This window comes from Streptomyces sp. NPDC055140 (genome assembly GCF_053607285.1).
Map to the genome: position 1 here is coordinate 34,702 of NZ_JBSGTG010000020.1, position 16,692 is coordinate 51,393.

18 protein-coding genes are annotated in these 16,692 nt (G+C 70.4%); 5 read left to right on the forward strand and 13 right to left on the reverse strand.

Annotated elements, in window-relative coordinates; all coding sequences use genetic code 11:
* Positions 1–2: 2 nt before the first annotated feature.
* From ACWFR4_RS31860 to ACWFR4_RS31870, 3 genes are all read right to left on the reverse strand, one after another.
* Positions 3–743, reverse strand: coding sequence for a DUF899 family protein (locus ACWFR4_RS31860; protein ID WP_453655629.1), 741 nt, complete (start codon positions 741–743; stop codon positions 3–5).
* A gap of 180 nt (positions 744–923) precedes the next feature.
* Complete coding sequence (locus ACWFR4_RS31865) at positions 924–2,171, reverse strand: RNA polymerase sigma factor (RefSeq protein WP_453655630.1); 1,248 nt, start codon at positions 2,169–2,171, stop codon at positions 924–926.
* A complete protein-coding gene (locus tag ACWFR4_RS31870) occupies positions 2,168–2,512 on the reverse strand; it encodes a YciI family protein (protein ID WP_383612864.1) in 345 nt (114 codons plus the stop codon). The genes ACWFR4_RS31865 and ACWFR4_RS31870 overlap by 4 nt, the downstream gene beginning before the upstream one ends.
* A 266-nt stretch (positions 2,513–2,778) precedes the next feature.
* Here ACWFR4_RS31870 and ACWFR4_RS31875 point away from each other — a divergent pair, with 266 nt between their 5' ends.
* Positions 2,779–3,078: a hypothetical protein gene (locus tag ACWFR4_RS31875; RefSeq protein WP_453468492.1), complete on the forward strand. Its 300-nt coding sequence runs from the start codon at positions 2,779–2,781 to the stop codon at positions 3,076–3,078.
* A 4-nt stretch (positions 3,079–3,082) separates the two neighbouring features.
* Here the strand turns inward: ACWFR4_RS31875 and ACWFR4_RS31880 are convergent, their stop codons facing one another.
* Both ACWFR4_RS31880 and ACWFR4_RS31885 read right to left on the reverse strand, forming a co-directional pair.
* Positions 3,083–4,369, reverse strand: coding sequence for an MFS transporter (locus ACWFR4_RS31880; protein WP_453655631.1), 1,287 nt, complete (start codon positions 4,367–4,369; stop codon positions 3,083–3,085).
* The gene (locus tag ACWFR4_RS31885) at positions 4,366–4,854 is read right to left on the reverse strand and encodes a MarR family winged helix-turn-helix transcriptional regulator (RefSeq protein WP_453655632.1); all 489 of its coding nucleotides are present in this window, start codon (positions 4,852–4,854) and stop codon (positions 4,366–4,368) included. The genes ACWFR4_RS31880 and ACWFR4_RS31885 overlap by 4 nt, the downstream gene beginning before the upstream one ends.
* A 247-nt stretch (positions 4,855–5,101) precedes the next feature.
* Here ACWFR4_RS31885 and ACWFR4_RS31890 point away from each other — a divergent pair, with 247 nt between their 5' ends.
* Together ACWFR4_RS31890 and ACWFR4_RS31895 are read left to right on the forward strand one after the other, a co-directional pair.
* Entirely contained in the window at positions 5,102–5,404 is a 303-nt protein-coding gene (locus ACWFR4_RS31890) for an ArsR/SmtB family transcription factor (RefSeq protein WP_326714792.1), read from the forward strand.
* Positions 5,401–5,793, forward strand: a complete 393-nt coding sequence (locus tag ACWFR4_RS31895; RefSeq protein WP_453468489.1) for a VOC family protein — start codon at positions 5,401–5,403, stop codon at positions 5,791–5,793. The genes ACWFR4_RS31890 and ACWFR4_RS31895 overlap by 4 nt, the downstream gene beginning before the upstream one ends.
* A gap of 33 nt (positions 5,794–5,826) precedes the next feature.
* Here ACWFR4_RS31895 and ACWFR4_RS31900 read toward each other — a convergent pair whose 3' ends face one another.
* Positions 5,827–6,390: an NADPH-dependent FMN reductase gene (locus tag ACWFR4_RS31900; protein ID WP_453655633.1), complete on the reverse strand. Its 564-nt coding sequence runs from the start codon at positions 6,388–6,390 to the stop codon at positions 5,827–5,829.
* 301 nt (positions 6,391–6,691) lie between these two features.
* Between ACWFR4_RS31900 and ACWFR4_RS31905 the strand changes: the two genes are divergently transcribed.
* On the forward strand, positions 6,692–7,411 hold the full coding sequence (locus ACWFR4_RS31905; protein WP_453655634.1) for a haloacid dehalogenase type II: 720 nt from the start codon (positions 6,692–6,694) through the stop codon (positions 7,409–7,411).
* Positions 7,412–7,713: 302 nt separating this feature from the next.
* On the opposite strand, the gene ACWFR4_RS31910 is transcribed toward ACWFR4_RS31905, so the two are convergent.
* From ACWFR4_RS31910 to ACWFR4_RS31940, 7 genes are all read right to left on the reverse strand, one after another.
* Positions 7,714–8,169, reverse strand: coding sequence for a DUF4913 domain-containing protein (locus ACWFR4_RS31910; RefSeq protein ID WP_453468920.1), 456 nt, complete (start codon positions 8,167–8,169; stop codon positions 7,714–7,716).
* 4 nt (positions 8,170–8,173) lie between these two features.
* The gene (locus ACWFR4_RS31915; protein ID WP_453655635.1) at positions 8,174–12,202 is read right to left on the reverse strand and encodes a trypsin-like peptidase domain-containing protein; all 4,029 of its coding nucleotides are present in this window, start codon (positions 12,200–12,202) and stop codon (positions 8,174–8,176) included.
* A 15-nt stretch (positions 12,203–12,217) separates the two neighbouring features.
* Positions 12,218–12,526 (reverse strand): trypco2 family protein, encoded by a 309-nt coding sequence (locus ACWFR4_RS31920; protein WP_326714786.1) that lies wholly within the window; start codon positions 12,524–12,526, stop codon positions 12,218–12,220.
* 206 nt (positions 12,527–12,732) lie between these two features.
* Positions 12,733–13,431, reverse strand: coding sequence for an HAD family hydrolase (locus tag ACWFR4_RS31925; RefSeq protein WP_453655636.1), 699 nt, complete (start codon positions 13,429–13,431; stop codon positions 12,733–12,735).
* Between the two features lie 82 nt (positions 13,432–13,513).
* A complete protein-coding gene (locus ACWFR4_RS31930; RefSeq protein WP_453655637.1) occupies positions 13,514–14,395 on the reverse strand; it encodes a hypothetical protein in 882 nt (293 codons plus the stop codon).
* A 110-nt stretch (positions 14,396–14,505) separates the two neighbouring features.
* Positions 14,506–15,054 carry a YciI family protein gene (locus ACWFR4_RS31935; RefSeq protein ID WP_453655739.1) on the reverse strand — a complete coding sequence of 183 codons (549 nt, stop codon included), beginning with the start codon at positions 15,052–15,054 and terminating at the stop codon, positions 14,506–14,508.
* A gap of 189 nt (positions 15,055–15,243) precedes the next feature.
* Entirely contained in the window at positions 15,244–15,717 is a 474-nt protein-coding gene (locus ACWFR4_RS31940; protein WP_453655638.1) for a carboxymuconolactone decarboxylase family protein, read from the reverse strand.
* A 187-nt stretch (positions 15,718–15,904) separates the two neighbouring features.
* Here ACWFR4_RS31940 and ACWFR4_RS31945 point away from each other — a divergent pair.
* Positions 15,905–16,692, forward strand: a 788-nt coding sequence (locus ACWFR4_RS31945) for a serine hydrolase (protein ID WP_453655639.1), incomplete at its 3' end; no start/stop codon positions are given.

Sequence of the window (16,692 nt, forward strand, 5' to 3'; positions counted from 1 at the left end):
CGTCAGCCGGTTGACTGGCGGCCGACGGCCGCGAGGTCGTCGGAGCGTCCGGCCTGCAGCCGGGACCACTGGGCGGTGGGGCGTCCGTCGGTGCTCATGTAGTTGCCGCTGATCTGCGGCCAGCCGGCGGGCGAGTCCTCCCACGGCTCCTGCCGTCCGTACGCCGTCCGGTCCAGCAGGCCGTACGTCTGGTCCATCGCCTCGACACCGCGGCCGGTGGTCCAGTACGTCTCGAACACCCGGTCTCCCTGGCGCAGATAGCACGCCAGCATGAACGGGCCACGCCCCGCCATCAGTGTGTCGATCGACTCCCGGGCCGAGTACCAGGGCACGTCCCAGCCCATGAAGTCGCGGTAGCGGACGCTCTCCTCGTAGGGGCCCTGGCACAGCGTCGCGTAGGTGACGTCACGGGAGTGCAGGTAGGACAGCTCGCGGACCTGACTGTTGAAGAACGTGCAGCCCTCGCACTGCTCGGCGGCGGGGTGGTCGGCGTGCCACATCTGGAAGTACGCGATGAGCTGCGTGCGGCCCTCGAACGCCTCCAGCAGCGTGACCTGACCGGACGGGCCGGTCAGCGGGGTGCCGGCGTCCACTTCCACCATGGGCAGCCGGCGGCGGGCCGCCGCGATCGCGTCTCCTTCGCGGGTGTACGCCTTCTCCCGGATCCGCAGCGCGTCCAGTTCTGCCTGGTAGGCGGCTCGGTCCACGGCCTTGGGTGCCGGAGCGCTCGTTTCGGTGCTCATGAGAACTCAATCCCTTCATGTCCTGTCCGGAGGGTCCTGTCCGGAAGGGTCCAGTCCGAAGGGTCTTCTCCGGCTGTCCTCCGGCTCAACTCCAGAGCGACTGTCACCCCACCGACGAAGGCGGCCCCGCCGGATCGACATCGGCAGCGGAAAAAGTTCGCGGAATGTGCGCGACGCTCGTCAGAGCTCGCCGTTTCCACTGGTCAGCTCGCTGATCCGGCTGGTCAGGTAGCGACGCTCGGCCTCGGTCGGCGCCAGTTTCAGGGCGTCCTCGTACGCCTGCCTGGCCTCGTCCCTCCGGCCGGAGCGGCGGAGCAGGTCGGCCCGGGTCGCGGGCAGCAGGTGGTAGCCCTCGAGGCGCCCGGACGCCGCCAGCTCGTCGACCAGCGCCAGACCGGCCGGGATGCCGTCCGCCATCGCGACCGCCACCGCCCGGTTCAGCTCGACGACCGGGGACGGGGCCAACCGGGCCAGCTCCGCGTACAGCACCGCGATCTGCGGCCAGTCCGTGCTCGGCGCGTCGGGCGCGGTGGCATGGACGGCGGCGATCGCGGCCTGGACCTGGTACGGCCCGGTATGCCTTCCGGCCAGCGCCTGGTCGAGGATCTCCACGCCCTCGGCGATCAGCCCCTGATCCCACCTGCGCCGGTCCTGCTTCTCCAGCGTGACGAGGACGCCGTCGGATGTACGGGTCATGCGGCGCGCCTCGTGCAGCAGCATCAGGGCGAGCAGTCCGCGCGGCTCGGGTTCGCCGGGCATCAGCCGGATCAGGACCCGGGCCAGCCGGATCGCTTCGGCGGTCAGCGCCCGGCGGGCGTCCTCGCCCTCGTCGTCGTACCCCTCGTTGAAGATCAGGTAGAGCACCGCGAGGACGGCGGCGAGTCGCTGCGGAAGCAGGTCGGCGCCTGGCACGCGGTACGGGATGCCGGCCTCGGCGATCTTGCGCTTGGCGCGGACCAGGCGCTGCGCCATCGTCGGCTCGGCCGTCAGGAAGGCCCGGGCGATCTCGGCGGTGCTCAGCCCGGCCAGCGTACGCAGGGTGAGCGCGACCCGGGCCGGAAAGGGCAGCGCCGGATGGCAGCAGGTGAAGATCAACCGCAATCGCTCGTCCGGGATGTCCTCCACCGGCGGTTCATCCGGATCGGGGGTGATCACGGCGAGCCGGCGCAGCTTGGCCGCGCCGACGGCGTCGCGCCGCAGCCGGTCGGTCGCGCGGTTGCGGGCGGCGGTGGTGAGCCATGCGCCCGGGCGGCGCGGCACACCGTCGCGCGCCCAGGTCGTCAGCGCGGCAGCGAACGCGTCCTGCGCGCAGTCCTCCGCCAGGTCCCAGTCGCCCGTCATCCCGATCAGGGTCGCGACCACCTGGCCCCACTCGTCCCGGAACGCCGCGTCGACGGCCTTCCGGACCCGGTCGTCCGGCGCGGTCACTCCCAGACCGGGCGGATCTCGACGCCGCCCCAGCGCGCGTAGGGATGGCCTTCGGCGATCGCGATCGCCTCGTCCAGGTCCGCGCACTCGACGATCACGAAGCCGCCGACGAAGTCCTTGGTCTCCGCGAACGGGCCGTCAGACACCAGGGTTTCGCCGTCCCGGACCCGGACCGTGGTCGCGTCCACCACCGGACGCAGCCGCGCGCCGACGAGCATGCCGCCCCGCCGGTCGAGATCCGCGAGCCAGGCCTGATGTACGGGGTCCGCCTCGAGTTCCTCGTTGCTGGGCGAAGCCTTCTCGTCGTCGCAGATGAGCAGCACGTACTTCACCCTGTTCATTCTGCCCCTGACGCCGCCGGCGTGAGGGCCGCGAATCGCATCGCAGACGGGCAGAAGCATCGTGCTTCGGCGCGGTCGTTCGTCGGCGGCCTCGGGGCCGGGCCCAGGCTTCCTCGTGAGCGTGAGAGTGTCTGGGCGTGTCAGAGATGTCGAGCAGGTTGGAGTCGGCCTTGGCTGAGGCTTTCTCTCCTTCGTGGTCGCGACGCGCTCGGGCCGGGCGTGACCTTGCATCGTTCGCCCATGTTCCCGAGGCTGCGGAAGCGTTGGTGGGGCTGCTGCTGGACGTCGAGGACACGGCGGTTACCCGGCAGACGGCAGAGGCCCTGGCCCGCGTGGGAACGGTGGCCTCCGTAAGGCTCCTCGCTCTCGCGATCGCCGGCGCCGGCGCCGACGACAGCCAGGCCGACTGGATGGAGACCGGAGTGCATGACGCGCTCGTGGGGCCGGACAGTGCGCCGGACATCGCAACGGTCTGCGGACAGCTCGGCCGGGACCCAGTAGCGGCTGTCCGTCAAGGTGCCGCGGAGATCTTGGCATGGACGGACGGCAGACCGGGTCCGCCATGACCTGCTACCCAGCGGCTGTCGCCGCGTCCACGGTCTCGGGCGCGGTCGGCTCATTGGGGGTCGGCGGCGTGCGGTACGCACGGAGGGAGGCGTTCGTCGCTGCCACCACGGCGACTGCCAGCGCGGCAGACAGTCCGCCGGTGACCAGGGCGAAGGGGGCTGAGGTGGCCGATGCCATCAAGCCGCCCCGGAAGTTGCCGAGTTCGGGGCCCGCGACGCCGATGACGTGCTCCACGGAGGAGACCCTCCCCCGATACGCGTCCGGGGTCTCCAGCTGGACCAGCGCACTGCGGGTGACGACGGAAACGGTGTCGGCGGCGCCGGCCACGGCCAGGCATCCGAGCGCCGGCCACAGCGGCCCGGACAGGCCGAAGCCCGCCAGCGCGAGGCCCCAGACGGCGGCAGCGCACAGCTGGACCAGGCCGCCGCGGCGCCAGCGTGTCACCGTGCCGGAGAGAAGGCCGGTCGCGATCCCGCCGACCGCGACGGCCGAGAGGAACAGACCGAGGGTCTGCGGGTTGCCGTCGAATCGGATCTCGTTGACCAGTGGGAAGAGCGCGATCGGCATGGCGAGCAGCGTCGCGGACAGGTCGGTGGCCATCGAGCCCCACAGTGTCGGGCGGCGCAGGACGATCCGCCAACCTCCGTGCTCCGGACGGCGCCTGGTGACGTTCGCGTCGGTACCGTCGGGCTTCATGGCCGGGAGGCGGATCACCGCGAGCACCGAGACCAGCGTCGCCACTGCCTGGGCGGCGTATGCGGCTGGGAGGTCCCAGCGGGCGATGATCAGCCCGGCCAGCGCGGGCCCGGCCAGCATCGCCGCCTGGAACGAGATGTTGGTCAGCGCGAGACCGGCCGCGACCTGGTCGGCCGGAAGCAGCCGGACGGGGAAGGTGCGCCGGGCAGGGGCACCCAGCGCGCCGCAAGCGGTCCCGGCAGCAACCAGGGCGAGCAGCAGGAAAACGTTCCGGTTGCCCGCCACGGCTTGGGCGGACAGCCCAGCGGCCACCAGCAGTTGGCCTGCCGTCGTGGCCCGCACCAGCGCCCGGCGGTCGACACTGTCGGCCAGCGTGCCGCCGAGCAGCCCGAACAGCACCATCGGCAGGCCGGTGGCGAGCCCGATGGCGCCGGTGCCCACCGTGCTGCCGGTCAGGTCCCAGACCTGGGCGAGCACGGCCACCGTCGCTATCTGGCCGCCGAGTTGGGAGGCCGAGGTGCCGATCCACAAGTCGCGAAACGGCCGGCTGCCACGCAGCGGGCGAGTGTCGAGGAACCGGACACGCCTGGTCACTGAGGTGGCTCCGTGAGGTGGTGAAGGACCCGCTCCCGCATCGACCGATGCTCCAGTGCCCGCCGCACCTCCTCGACGACAGCAGTCATCGCGTGCGGGATCTCGCCGTCCAGCTCGGCGACCGTCGCGTGCGTGGCCCGCCACTCGGCCTCCAGGAACGGCACCAGCGAACGCCCGCGCTCGGTCAGGTTGATCCGCCGGGTACGGGCGTCGGGTCCGGGTTCGGAGGTGACCAGATCCTCCTTGCGCATGGCGGCGATGGTCTGGCTGATCGCGGAGTGCGAGCGGTTCAGGGACTCCGCGAGTTCGCGGATGGTCAGCGGTCCGGTGTGGGCGAGCCGGATCAGCGGGTACGCGAACCGCGGCCGCACCCCCTTGATGCCCCGCTCGACGTAGACCTGCTCGATCTCGGCGTCCATGGCGGCCAGCAGCTGGTGCAGCGACTGCCAGGGATCGGGCAGCACCGTGGGATCAGTAGATGTCACAGCGCTAATATAACAGCGCTGCGATAAATGAGCCTGCGACGCCGCCTCCCAGCCGAACTGGCCGAACTGACCGAACTGACCGACCGTACCGATGCCCCCATGGCATGAACGACCTCGGAGGCCACCCCGGTCACGCCTCCGATTCGGACGGGTTCCAGGGGACTCAGGGCCACTGCCCGGCGGGCCGGTCCAGGACGCGGCTCGCCTCGACTTGATAGGCAAGTGTGGAGTTGCCTATCATATGGCCATGGCCGACGATCTTTTCAAAGCCTTGGCCGACCCCACCCGCCGCACCATCCTCGACGAGCTCTCGGAGAAGTCCGGACAGACACTGTTCGAGATCTGCGGGCGACTGAGCATGAAGCATCAGCTCGGCATCTCACGCCAGGGCGTCTCCCAGCACCTCGCCGTACTGGAGGCCGCCGGGCTCGTCGAGACCAGGCGGGAGGGCCGCTACAAGTTCCACGACCTCAACACGGCGCCGTTGCGCCACATCGCCGAGCGATGGCCCGTGCCCGACACATCCGGACCGGAGGAAAGCACCTCATGAAGATCCACCTGACCAGCGTCTTCGTCGACGACCAGGCCAAGGCCGAGCGCTTCTACACCGAGATCCTCGGCTTCGTGAAGAAGCACGACGTCCCGGTCGGCGAGAAGGACCGCTGGCTGACCGTCGTCTCGCCCGACGAGCCGGGTGGCACCGAGCTCCTCCTGGAGCCGGCTGGTCACCCGGCCGTCAAGACCTACCGCGACACGCTCGTCGCGGACGGCATCCCTCTCGCCCAGTTCGCCGTCGACGACGTCAAGACGGAGTACGAGCGCCTGCGCGCTCTCGACGTGGTCTTCACCCAGGAACCCGTGGAGATGGGCCCCGTCACCACCGCCGTCTTCGACGACACGTGCGGCAACCTGATCCAGATCGCGACGAAACCGGAGTAGCCGACCGACCGCGCGGGAGGCCGCCGGCCGGGACTACGCTTCGTCGGGCTTCGCGGCCGATGCGTGGAACTCGGCGAGCAGGCCGAGGACCTTGCCGAGCTGCTCCCGCACCGCCGGATCGGTGATCACTCCGTCCGCGCCGATCATCCGGCGCTCCACCGCGACCCTCGTGCAGGCCGACTCCACGATGTCGGCGCCCGTGTAGCCGAGTACGGTGCGCAGGGTCGCCGCGGCGCCCTCGCCCCGGCCCCGGGCAGCCGCGTTCACGAAGGCCACGGGCTTGTCGCAGATCTCGGTGCCGCCGACCGTCCAGTCCAGCAGGTTCTTGAACGAACCCGGCAAGGTGCCCGCGTACTCCGGCGCACAGATCAGGATCGCACTCGCCTCCGCGATCGCCGTGCGCAGCGCGGCCACGGGGACCGGCAACGGATCGGCGTCATTGTCGGGGTTGAAATGCGGAAGCGCCGCCAGCCCGTCGTACATGACCGTGCGCACCTGAGGGGAGGCCAGGGCCTGCGCGGTGCGCAGCACGGCCTCGTTGGAGGAATCGGTGCGCAGGCTTCCGGACAGCAGCAGGATCGAAGGCGGCGTAGACATCTGCTCAACCTATCGGGCCGTTCGCCGGATCCGGCTGCCGCTCCCCGCGGCGCACAATCTGAATCCAACTCCCCTACTTTCGGCCTCAGTTGTCTGTGACGGCAAGCGTCGCCGCCACTCCGGCAGCGGCGAACCCTCGCCGTCCCCGCCACCACGAGCACCCTGCACCGGTCACCCGCCCTCCTGAAGGTCGCGGGACCCGCCATCCAGGCGTAGGCGTCCAGCGCGCCTTGCCGCCTTTGCGACCCTCCCGCTACTTTCGACCATCAGGCGTTTCACCCCATACATGGAGACCTCGCCCATGTCGCAGCTGGAGATCGATGCCGTCGTCTTCGACGTACTCGGCACCCTCGTCGACGAACCCGCCGGTATCCGCAACGGCATTCGCGGACTCGACCCGTCGCTCGACAACCCCAGTGTCGAACTGCTTTTGTCGCTGTGGCAGCAGCACATCGAGCGTGAGCAGCGTCGCATCCTCGACGGCGGCCGGCCTTACCTCACCAGTGACGCGCTCGACCAGGAAGCCGCCCGGCTCGTCGCCGACGCCGCCGGAGTCGGCGACCCTGCCTCCGTAGCGGCCCTTGCCCGGTCGGCCCGACGGCTCCCGCCGTGGCCCGACACCGTGACAGGCCTCGCCCGACTCGCGGAACGGCACCCCCTGATCGGACTCTCGAACGCGAGCCGGACGGCGCTGCTGGAAGTCAACGCCCACGCCGGCCTGCGCTGGCACCAGGCGCTGTCCGCCGAGGACGCCCGGACCTACAAGCCTGACCCAGCGGTCTACCAACTGGCCGTCACGGTCTCCGGACGACCGCCCGAGCGGCTGCTGATGGTCGCCACCCACGCCTGGGACCTGCGTGCGGCCCAGACCCTCGGCCTGCGCACCGCCTACGTCACCCGCCCCGTCGGCGACCCGCCCACCGCCACGGACCAATTCGACGTGTGTGCCGACGACTTGGACGACCTGGCCGAGCAACTCGACAAGGGCGGCCCTGCCCGCCTCGGCCGGCCCAAGCCATAAGGTGGTTTGCCCAACCAGCGCTGCCCGACCGTCACATGACGCTCGCGCGAGGGCTCACGATCGAGTCCGGGTCTCCCGACGTCCACACCGTGTCGCAGGAAGTGCAGGCGAATCTGTTGGACAGGCCGTCGGTGTGACAGCCGCAGCTGGGGCACTGTTCCGTCGTGAAGTAGGCGTTCACGACATACGAGCGTAGCGGCGAACGCCCAGGACGCTGCCGGCAGTTCGCGCGCTTCATGGCGTCCATCGATTCCGTTGCCGGGCGGATGAGAAGTCCTCCGCGGGACGCATGACAGGCCGGCTCAGTCCAGGGCGAACGGGTCCTTCGCCGGTGGCTGCGTGTGTTGGTCGAACAATCCTTCCGGCACCGGGTCGATCGGGAGTGGCTCCTCGCGCTGGTGGCCTTCGGCGCAACGGGCGAACGGTCCTGTGACCGGGTCCAGCAGGGCGCTCAGATGTGGGTCGAGATGGTGGAGCCACCAGTTCGACATTCCCAGCGCACCGTCCCAGCGCAGTGTCTCCCAGGCGCGCCACAGGGAGTCCAGCCGGGACAGCGCCTGAGCGTGCCTGAACCAGCTCGGGCACCACACCCGCCCGGATTCGGGGGTGGGCCGGGGGACGAGATAGATGAATCGGTCGGCGACGAACTCGGCCACGTTCGGGTAGTGCAGCTCTGCCGGCCGGGTGGCGCTCTCCTCGTCCCGCCGGATGTCCTCGAGCGACTCGTCCCTCTCCCCGTCGGGCAGTGGTGATGTCACGGCGTCATGCTCCCTTTCGCAGCTGTACGTCGATTGCCTCGGCGTGGCGGCCAAGGCGTTCCAGGACTCTGGTGAGCGTGTTGAGGGCCCATGCCAGGTCGGCCTGGTACGTGCCCGGGTCCTGGTCCACGAGGCGGCGGTAGATGCGGACGGCCCGCCGCGCCGGTTGCTCCGCGCGGGCGGCCCGGCGCCAGTCGCGGCGACCGCACAGGCTCAGCGCTCTGCCCAGTCGCCACAGGAGCAGCGCGCGCTGGGCCGGTGGTTCGCCGGGGCGGTCGACCAGCGTCAGGCAGGCCTGCTCCGCCTGCAGTGCGGTGGGCCATGCCTCGACCTCGTTCCCCGTCGACGCCCGCCCCTCGGCCAACCGTAGGAGCGCGAAGCACAGCGGGCGCTCGTGGCGGGCCCGGTTCGTGACGAACAGGCGGCGGCGAAGGCTCACCTCGTGCTCCGCGATACGGACGGCTTCGTGGAAGGAACTCTTCATCAGCAGGGCGCGGGCCAGCTGCGTGCAGGTGGCGGCCAGGTCCTCCTCATGTCTCGCGTCATCGGCCGACAGCCGTACCCGCAGTTCGTACGCCTCCCGCAGGGACGTCACCGCGCGGTCGGCCGTCACCCAGGACGTGGCGTAGCTCGTGCCGAGGTCGTGCAGACACCAGGCCAACCCCTCGCGCCCCTCCTCGCTGACGCGGGACAGTCGGCGGTACAGAGGTTGCGCCTGGCGCAGCAGGATGCGCTCCGCGACCGGGCGGTCGTACTTGCGGTACAGGTCGGAGAGGTCGTGGAGGGCAGTGGCATACTCCTCCGTGTACAGGCTGGGGGCGTACTCCCCGAGGCGGTGCCGGACGGCGAGGGCCTGGTTCAAGGCGGTGAGCGCGTCCGCCGAGCGGCCCAGGGCGTCGTAGGAGAGGGCGAGCCTGAGGGATGTTCCGGACTGATTCTTCAAGTCGTTCGCACTGAGCGGGAGTTCGGTGCGCTCGTAGGTCGCCAGGGCTTCCTCGAAGCCCTCCACCGCCAGCCGGTGATCGCCGGCGCTCGCGTGGTAGGTGGCGAGCGCGCTCACCGACTGGGCCAGAGCGGGAACCGGCGTCCCATACGGTCGGTGCATCAGGGCCCGGCGATGCTCGACGGCCTCTGCGATGGTCTCCCGCGCGGCCGCGTCGTCCCCCGCCTTGGACTGTTCCCAGGCGAGGTTGTGCAGCATCTGCGCCAGGGTGGAGCGGTGGACGTCGGGGAGATCCGTGGCCAGCGGGCGCAGCAGTTCGATCGCTTTCCGTACCAGCGCCATGGCCTCGCCGGGTGGCCGTGTGGCGTTGCTGTAGTCGACCGCCAGGCCCATCAGCGCGCTCGCGAGGTCGGCGGCGTAGGCATCGGGGTTCTCCCTGGCCAGCCGGCGCGCGGTCTCGGCCGCTTCCTCGCTCACCGACAGCGCCTCCGAATGCCGTTGGAGGCGCCACAGGTTCGCCCCTCGCTCGGCCAGCGCCTTGGTGAGCAGGAGGGGGTCCAGATCGGGGTGCCGGGCCACCAGAGTGCGGGCGCGTCGGACGGCCTCGTCCGTGTGGTCGTCGGACCTGGCGATCTGGTCGAAGGGAATCGCGCTCGGATCGAGCCGCCAGACCACCTGTGACTGGTTGATGAGCGCCCGCACCAGACCGCGCTCGCGCTTCTCCCAGTCCTCGCCACCCTGTGCAGCGAGCGTGCGGAAGAGGCCCAGCGCCTGGTCGCCTGCGTCGTGAGCCTCCATCAGGTGCCTGGTCATGCGCCGGGCTTGCGAGAGCGCCAACAGCGAGTCGGCCCACTCCGTGCCATACGTGTTCGCCCCGTCGTCCGTCGGCGTCCCGCGGATCGCGGCCGCGGCCCCGGCCGCCACCCGGGCTTCCTCCCAGTCGCCGACCGCCATGTGCCGTTCCGCCAGGTTGTGCAGCGCCCACGCGCGGTCGCGCAGCGCCTGTGGGCTGTCGCCCGTGGCTCGGCACAGGCGGCTCAGTTCGCGGGCGACGTCGAGGGCGTACTCGCGCAGCACATGGGACTGTTCCGGCAGTGCGTCGGAGTGCGCGCGCAGGGCGGTGACTGTCAGCGGTTCGTCGGCGGTCAGCCCGCTGGTGGTGTGTGGCTCGCCGGTGGAAGCCGGGCGCACCGCCTCGCGGAGCCGGTCGATGATGATGCGGGCCTCGCGCGTGCGGCCCTCGTTGACGTGGGCCACGGCAGATCGGGCCAGTACGGTGAGCGCCTGCACCTGTTGATGGTCCGGGGCTCCGGCGAGCAGCCTGCCGAGCAGCCCCGCATCGTCGATGACCTGCTCGGAGGCCTGGTACTCCGCCAGCCGGTCCGGTTCGAGCTGGCCCCAGTAGCGGCCCTCGGGCGGCGGATACAGGTCGCGCAGCCAGGCGGCGATGTCCGCGGTCAGCCACGCCGGCTCGTCGGGGAGCAGCCGCGCGATGGTGGCACGGGCTTCCCGCTCGTCCTGCGCAGGACACAGCACGGCCGCCGCCACGGCCCGTGCCTGCAGCCGCTGCGCCCGTCGGCCCATGCCCCACTCCTCGGCGGAATCCTGCCAGTACTTCTGCTCGTGCCACAGGAGTTGGGGCTCCAGCGCGTCCCCGACCGGCTGGGGGACCCGTACGTGGCGCAGCAGCGCGGCAAGGGCAGCCATCTGTACGGTCAGCGCCGTCTCGACCCGCGGGCCCGCACCTCGGACCGCTGCCGGGAGGACGTCGGAGATCCGGGCCCAGTCGACGTCCGTCTCACCGGTCACGTCGGCCATGCGGCCGGAGAGGTCGCGGGCCGCCGTCAGAAACGCGTGCTCCCGGTCCGCGGCACCCGTGGTGAGCGCGTGCAGCCGGGTCTCGGGGAGGGCGCCCGTCGCCCTGGTCCGCCAGGAACCGAGGGAGCGGGCGAGCAGCAACAGGCGTACCGGATGTCTGGCCTCCTCGGTCTGCTCCCGCAGCTCCCTGACCAGCTCGGGCCGGGTCTCGGCGTAGTCGACGACGAGGAGCAGCGGGTGCTGCACGGTGCACAGCGCGTCCAGGTCGCGTGGCTTGTGGCGTACCTGTCCGGCCACCCAACCGCGGTTCCGCAGCCGCGCCATCAGCTGTCGCGCCAGTCGGGTCTTGCCCTGACCGCCCGGGGCGGTGATCACGCGGACAGCGGTTGCGCCGTCGGAATCCGCCAGGCACCACTGCTCCAGGTCGGCGAGGGTGTCCTCCCTGCCGTGGAACGACACGACCTCGGTGTCGGCCCGCAGCAGCATGGTGGGGGACGTCACCTCCTTGGGCGGCGCCGACTCCAACAGACCTGCGAGCTCCACCGGTTCGGGCTGCGGGTCGACGGAGGTCGCCTCGCGGACCACGGCGCGGAAGTCGTCGCAGGCCAGCAGGTCCTCGCTGCGGGTGTATGTCAGCCGGGTGCCGTGGCGCGGCTGGCGGTCCTTGCGCACCACGCCGAGCAGCAGCTTCCCCCGCTCCTGGAAAAGGGCCGCGCCCGACATCCCGGACCACGGGGTGGTTTTCGCGGCGGTCTCGTGGTTGAGCTCAGTGGTGTCGAATCCCAACAGGCCCGCGTCGTCAATGATTTCGGAGATCCTGCCGCCGTGCGGCCTGACCCGGCCGAGCAGTTCCTCGCGGTACCGGCTGCCGTCCGCGGCCCGCTGCTGCTGCTGCTGCCGGGGGAACCCCGTGGCGGTGACCCGCATCTCGGAACCACCCGTCACGAACCAGCCCCAGCGTTGCGGTCGACGGCCGAGGGCGCCGCGCAGCGTGGCAGGCGTGGACCACTTGAGGTTATCGGCCGGGATCTCCAACAGGGCAGCGTCCACGGCCTCGTCAAGCCGTCGCCACCGCACCACCACCGGGAACGGGTCCGTCGAATCCCGCAGCATCACAGTGATCTTGGCCCGCGTTGCCGGCGGCGGCAGCAGATGCGCGGCGGTCAGGACGAGCCGCGGCGCGATCAGATAGCCACTGCCGGTGTTGGCCTTGGCGTCGGGGTCGGCGTCGGCGTCGGCGCCGCGGACAAGTACGACCTGTTCCTCCTCCATCAGCCCACCGCCCTACTAGTCGACGTCGCCCACGGCCACGTCTCCGCCGCCGCGGCGCTCCGGGTTCAGACGCAGGGTCACGCGTTGAGCGGAGCGCTTCGACCGCTCCTGACGGCCGTTGGCCTCCACGACGCCGAACCGCAGAGCCCCGCCGCCGTTTCGCGTGCGCACCAGCTCGATCTCGAACTCCGCGGTGATCTCGCCCAGCACGAAGCGCAACTCCGATCCCTGGCCCCGGCGTTGCGCCTCAGACAGCTGGGAACGCAACACCTCGATGGCATCGGCCAGGTCCAACCAGTCCTCGTCGCGCTCCCTGCTCGCCATGCCCTACCCCTCGTCACGACTTCAGCATCGGCACCCATTCTATTGATCCCGGGTCACTCTCGCCCCTACGAGCCGTCATCCCGCACGAAACGCAGACAACGATCCGCGGACCGCCGGAACGCGGCCGCCCCACCGCACGAGCCACAGTTCGGGAGTTGCAAGCCTGCAACCGGAACAACCCTCTTCGAAGAGGAAAACACCACAACTCATCGTTCCCGTACGAGGTCAAGAACGGCCCGCAGTGCGTTCGGGCGTCGATCGACGGGCAGGTGGTCGACCAGATGAACGGGACACCCGAGCGCCGCGGCCCCGGCGTCCGCGACGCGATCGTCGCCGACCATGAGGACGTCGCCGGGCGGCAGTCCGAGCTTGTCGCAGGCCGCTTGGAAGAGCCCCGGATCCGGCTTCTGCACTCCGTGTTCGAAGGAGAGGATGTACGCGTCGACGAGGCCGTGGACACCGTGGTCGCGGAAGACGGGCCGCAGGTCCCAGCCGATGTTGCTCACCACGGCGACCGAAACGCCCCGCCCACGCAGAGCACGAAGAGTCGCCTCGGTGTCGGGATAGGGGCGCCATGCGGCCGAAGTGCGGTGCCGGTCGTACAGCGCCTCGGCCAGTTCCGCCGACGGGAGTGACGCCTCACGGGCGAGAGCGGTATACGCAGCACGGTGTTGCTCGGCGCTGAGGTCCCGTTCACGCCACAGCCCCTCGAGGCGCGACGGCAGTGCGCGAGGCGGAGCCCCTCCGGGCAGAGCGCCCACTTCGGTCAACCGACCGGCGCACGCGGCGAGTTCGTCCGCACTCATATCGAGTCCGGCCTCGGCAACAACCGCTCCCAGCCACTCCGAAACCGACTCGATACGGAAGAGGGTCCCGGAAAAGTCGAACATCACACCTTTGACCATGCGGGTGATCCTCGCCTTCCCCATCATCCTTACGCAAGCCCGGAAGCCTGCCAGGAAACGGACGACGCCGCCGGCGCCTTCGTCACGACTTCCGGTACGTCACCAGCGGTGTGGCGTCACCGAGGTTCCTGAGCTCCATCGGCCCGTCGGCCGTCGCCACCACGTACTCGGAATTGAAATCCTCGGGCGGGCAGTACGTGGTCTTCTCGCCCTCCAGGACCTTGGCTCCCCTCGGCTGTACGCGGTCCTCCCAGATGTCGATCAAGTCCATGCGGACCTTGCACGCGGGACCCTTGAGCATCTCGACCGTGGCCGACGCGGGAGCGTTGAGCCTGCTCTGATGGAAGGTCACCTGGTGGCTGCCGTCCTCGGCCCGCCAGGTGCCGAGGAACCGTTCGCCGAGCTTCTTGTACGTGGTCGCGACCGCGCCGAAGCCCTTGCCCGCGCGCCAGTCGAGCGTCGACGTGCTGGCTGAAGACCTGGTCGAGAACGTCGCCGACTTCCCGTTCCGGGCGATGTCGACCCGGTCCCAGCCGTCCCAGTCCTTGGCGATGTGGGTGTCCCACTTCCCCAGTCCACCGGTGCCGACGGCGGCGACGCTCTCCGTCGGTGGCTCGCCGTCCCGGCAGTACTGTGCGAAGTTGGCACGGACGGTGACGGTGGCGCGGTTCGCCTTCAGGTCGATGCTCCGGCAGGGTTCGGTCTTGGTGGCGTAGATCGTCTTCGACTTGGACCAGGGCTTGCCGCCGGCGCTCCGGTGCCGTTCGAGCAGGCCCGTACCGGCCTGGTAGCGCAGGGAGACCCGGCGTCCGTCGGACAGTTCGATGACCGCCTCGTCGTCGGTGTCCTTGACGACGTGCGCCGCGCCGGCCTGCGCGGCCGAGGCGTCGCCCTGACAGGCGGTGACGCCGGCTGTGGCCAACAGCACGGCCCCGGCGACACCGAAGACACACTCGCGTTGCATCTACGTCCCTCAAGTTTCGAAGTGAACTCTCGGATCATTGACGCACGCCGGGCCGGAATCGTTGCACGGCTCGCCCGTCTTCCGCGCTCGAGGCGGGGTGACGGCCGTCTTCACCGCCTGCCGCCGAACTGCCAGTTGTGGATCTCGATCTCGGCGTAGAGACCCACGGTCAGAACGGCGCATGCCGTGTCCGGGTCCGGCGCCCGGACCAGCGCCGCCGTGCCCAGCCAGGTGGCGCCGTCGTCGGACAGCAGAGGCCCGTACGCGATCAAGTCGTCCTGGTCGGCGGGCACATCGAGGTCGGCGGCCTGCCCGGAACCAAGGCCGAGCACCAGGTACCGGTTGCCTTCGGTCGGGCCGCCGGGGTAGTCCCACATGGTGCGCCCGAGCCTGTTGCGCCACCGGCGCAGCATCACGTCCCGGTACACGCCGGCCTGATAGCCGGGTTCGTCGAACGCGAACGCGCGTGCCGCGGCGGTGTCCGGCAGGTCGACGATGTGCACACTCCCCGTCGGCTCCTCACCGTCGTCGCTGAGGGTCGGGCCGCGCGCGATCAGCTCTTTGCCGTACTGGTCCATGTAGGACCAGTGCTCTTCCAGCAACTCATGGCGTAGCGCCAGGGAGTCGAGACGATCGCGGTGGTAGCAGAAGAACTCCATGCGCACACTCTCTACCACCATGCCCTGCGTCATCTCGCGGCCGTCCTCATTCGGCCTGCGAGCAAGGTCACCTGAACGGGCAGGCCACCTGATCGGGCAGGTCAGCCTGATCAAGCAGGTCGGCCGGCCCGGCGGGCGTCCGGAGAGCACCGCCGGGCCGGGCACACCCCGTCGTCCGCCCGGACCGAGTTATCCCAGCTGGCCGGGCTGGTAGTCGCCGGCCGGCGTCTGGATGATGACGTTCCCGCGGTTGAACGCGTTGATGATGGCGATCTGCGACACAAGGGCGACGAGCTGGTCCTCGTCGTAGTACTTGGCGGCGTTCGCCCAGACCTCGTCCGAGACACCACCGGCCGCGTCGGCGAGGCGGGTGCCCTGCTCGGTCAGCTCCAGCGCCGCGCGCTCGGCCTCGGTGTAGACCGTGGCCTCCCTCCACGCCGCGACCAGGTTGAGGCGCGTCGAGGTCTCACCGGCGGCAGCGGCGTCCTTGGTGTGCATGTCGAGGCAGCCGCCGCACCCGTTGATCTGGCTGGCGCGGATCTTCACCAGCTCCAGCGTCGCGTGCGGCACCGACGACTCGGCGAGCGCCTGGTTCGCCGCGATGACGTGCTTCCAGATCTTCATGGCCGTCGGGTTGCCGAACATGTTCAAACGGGCGTTCATCGTGAACTCCTCCGTCGTTGCCGATGCCTACACCCCTATGACGGAACGGCTCCGCGCGCTGTGACATGGCTCCATGTGACCTGCCTCTCCACGTCCTGCGCTGTGGCAGCGCCCCACTGAGGTTCACGGAACGGACGAGTTCACGGGATGAGCGAGGTTCACGGGATGAGCGTCGCGACGCCGGCACATGGGCGAGCCCGGCGAGACCCCTGTTCCCACGCCCCTGTGGAACATGCTGCCGCGCTCCGCCGGTCCGTACGGCACCCTGGTCTTCCCGGCCGCCGTGGTCGAAGCGATGCTGACTCGCGAGGTCGAGATGCCCGACCAGTGGTTCCTCGGGGCTCACTGGGGCCTGGGCTGGGGCCTGTTCGAGTGGGACGGTGTGCGCGGCTTCGGCCACGACGGGAGCACGTTCGGTCAACTCGCCTATCTGCGCGCCCTCCCCGGGAAGGGTCTCGCCATCGCTCTGCTGACCAACAGCGGCGGCGCCGCGCCCAAGGTCTTCGAGGCGCTCTGCCGGGAACTGTGCGCCGAAATCGCCGGGGTCGCCATGCCCGGGTTCGCGCCGGCCTCCGAGCCCCTGGCCGTGGACACGGCGCCGTTCAAGGGCAGCTACCAGCGCGAGGGCTTTCTCATGAGCATCGCCGGCGGCGACGACGGCCCGGGCACGCTGCGGCTGACGTACGAGGGCGGGGACGGCCTGAAGGGCACGTTCGACCCGCTGCTCTGGCACCTGCCCCCGGTCTCGCACACACCGGAGAAGACGGTGCACGCCGGGCGCCGCAACGAGAAGGACGCGTGGATACCGGTGGCGTTCTACGCACTCGCCGACGGCAGCCGGTACGTCCACTTACTTCGGAATACGGGCGACGGCCAAGGCGGCGTAGACGCGTCAGTCGGTGCGGCCGGGGGGCGTCCCCCCGCCGCCCCCACAGGGCGCCACGGCCCCCAGGACCACGCGGCCCCAGACACCGC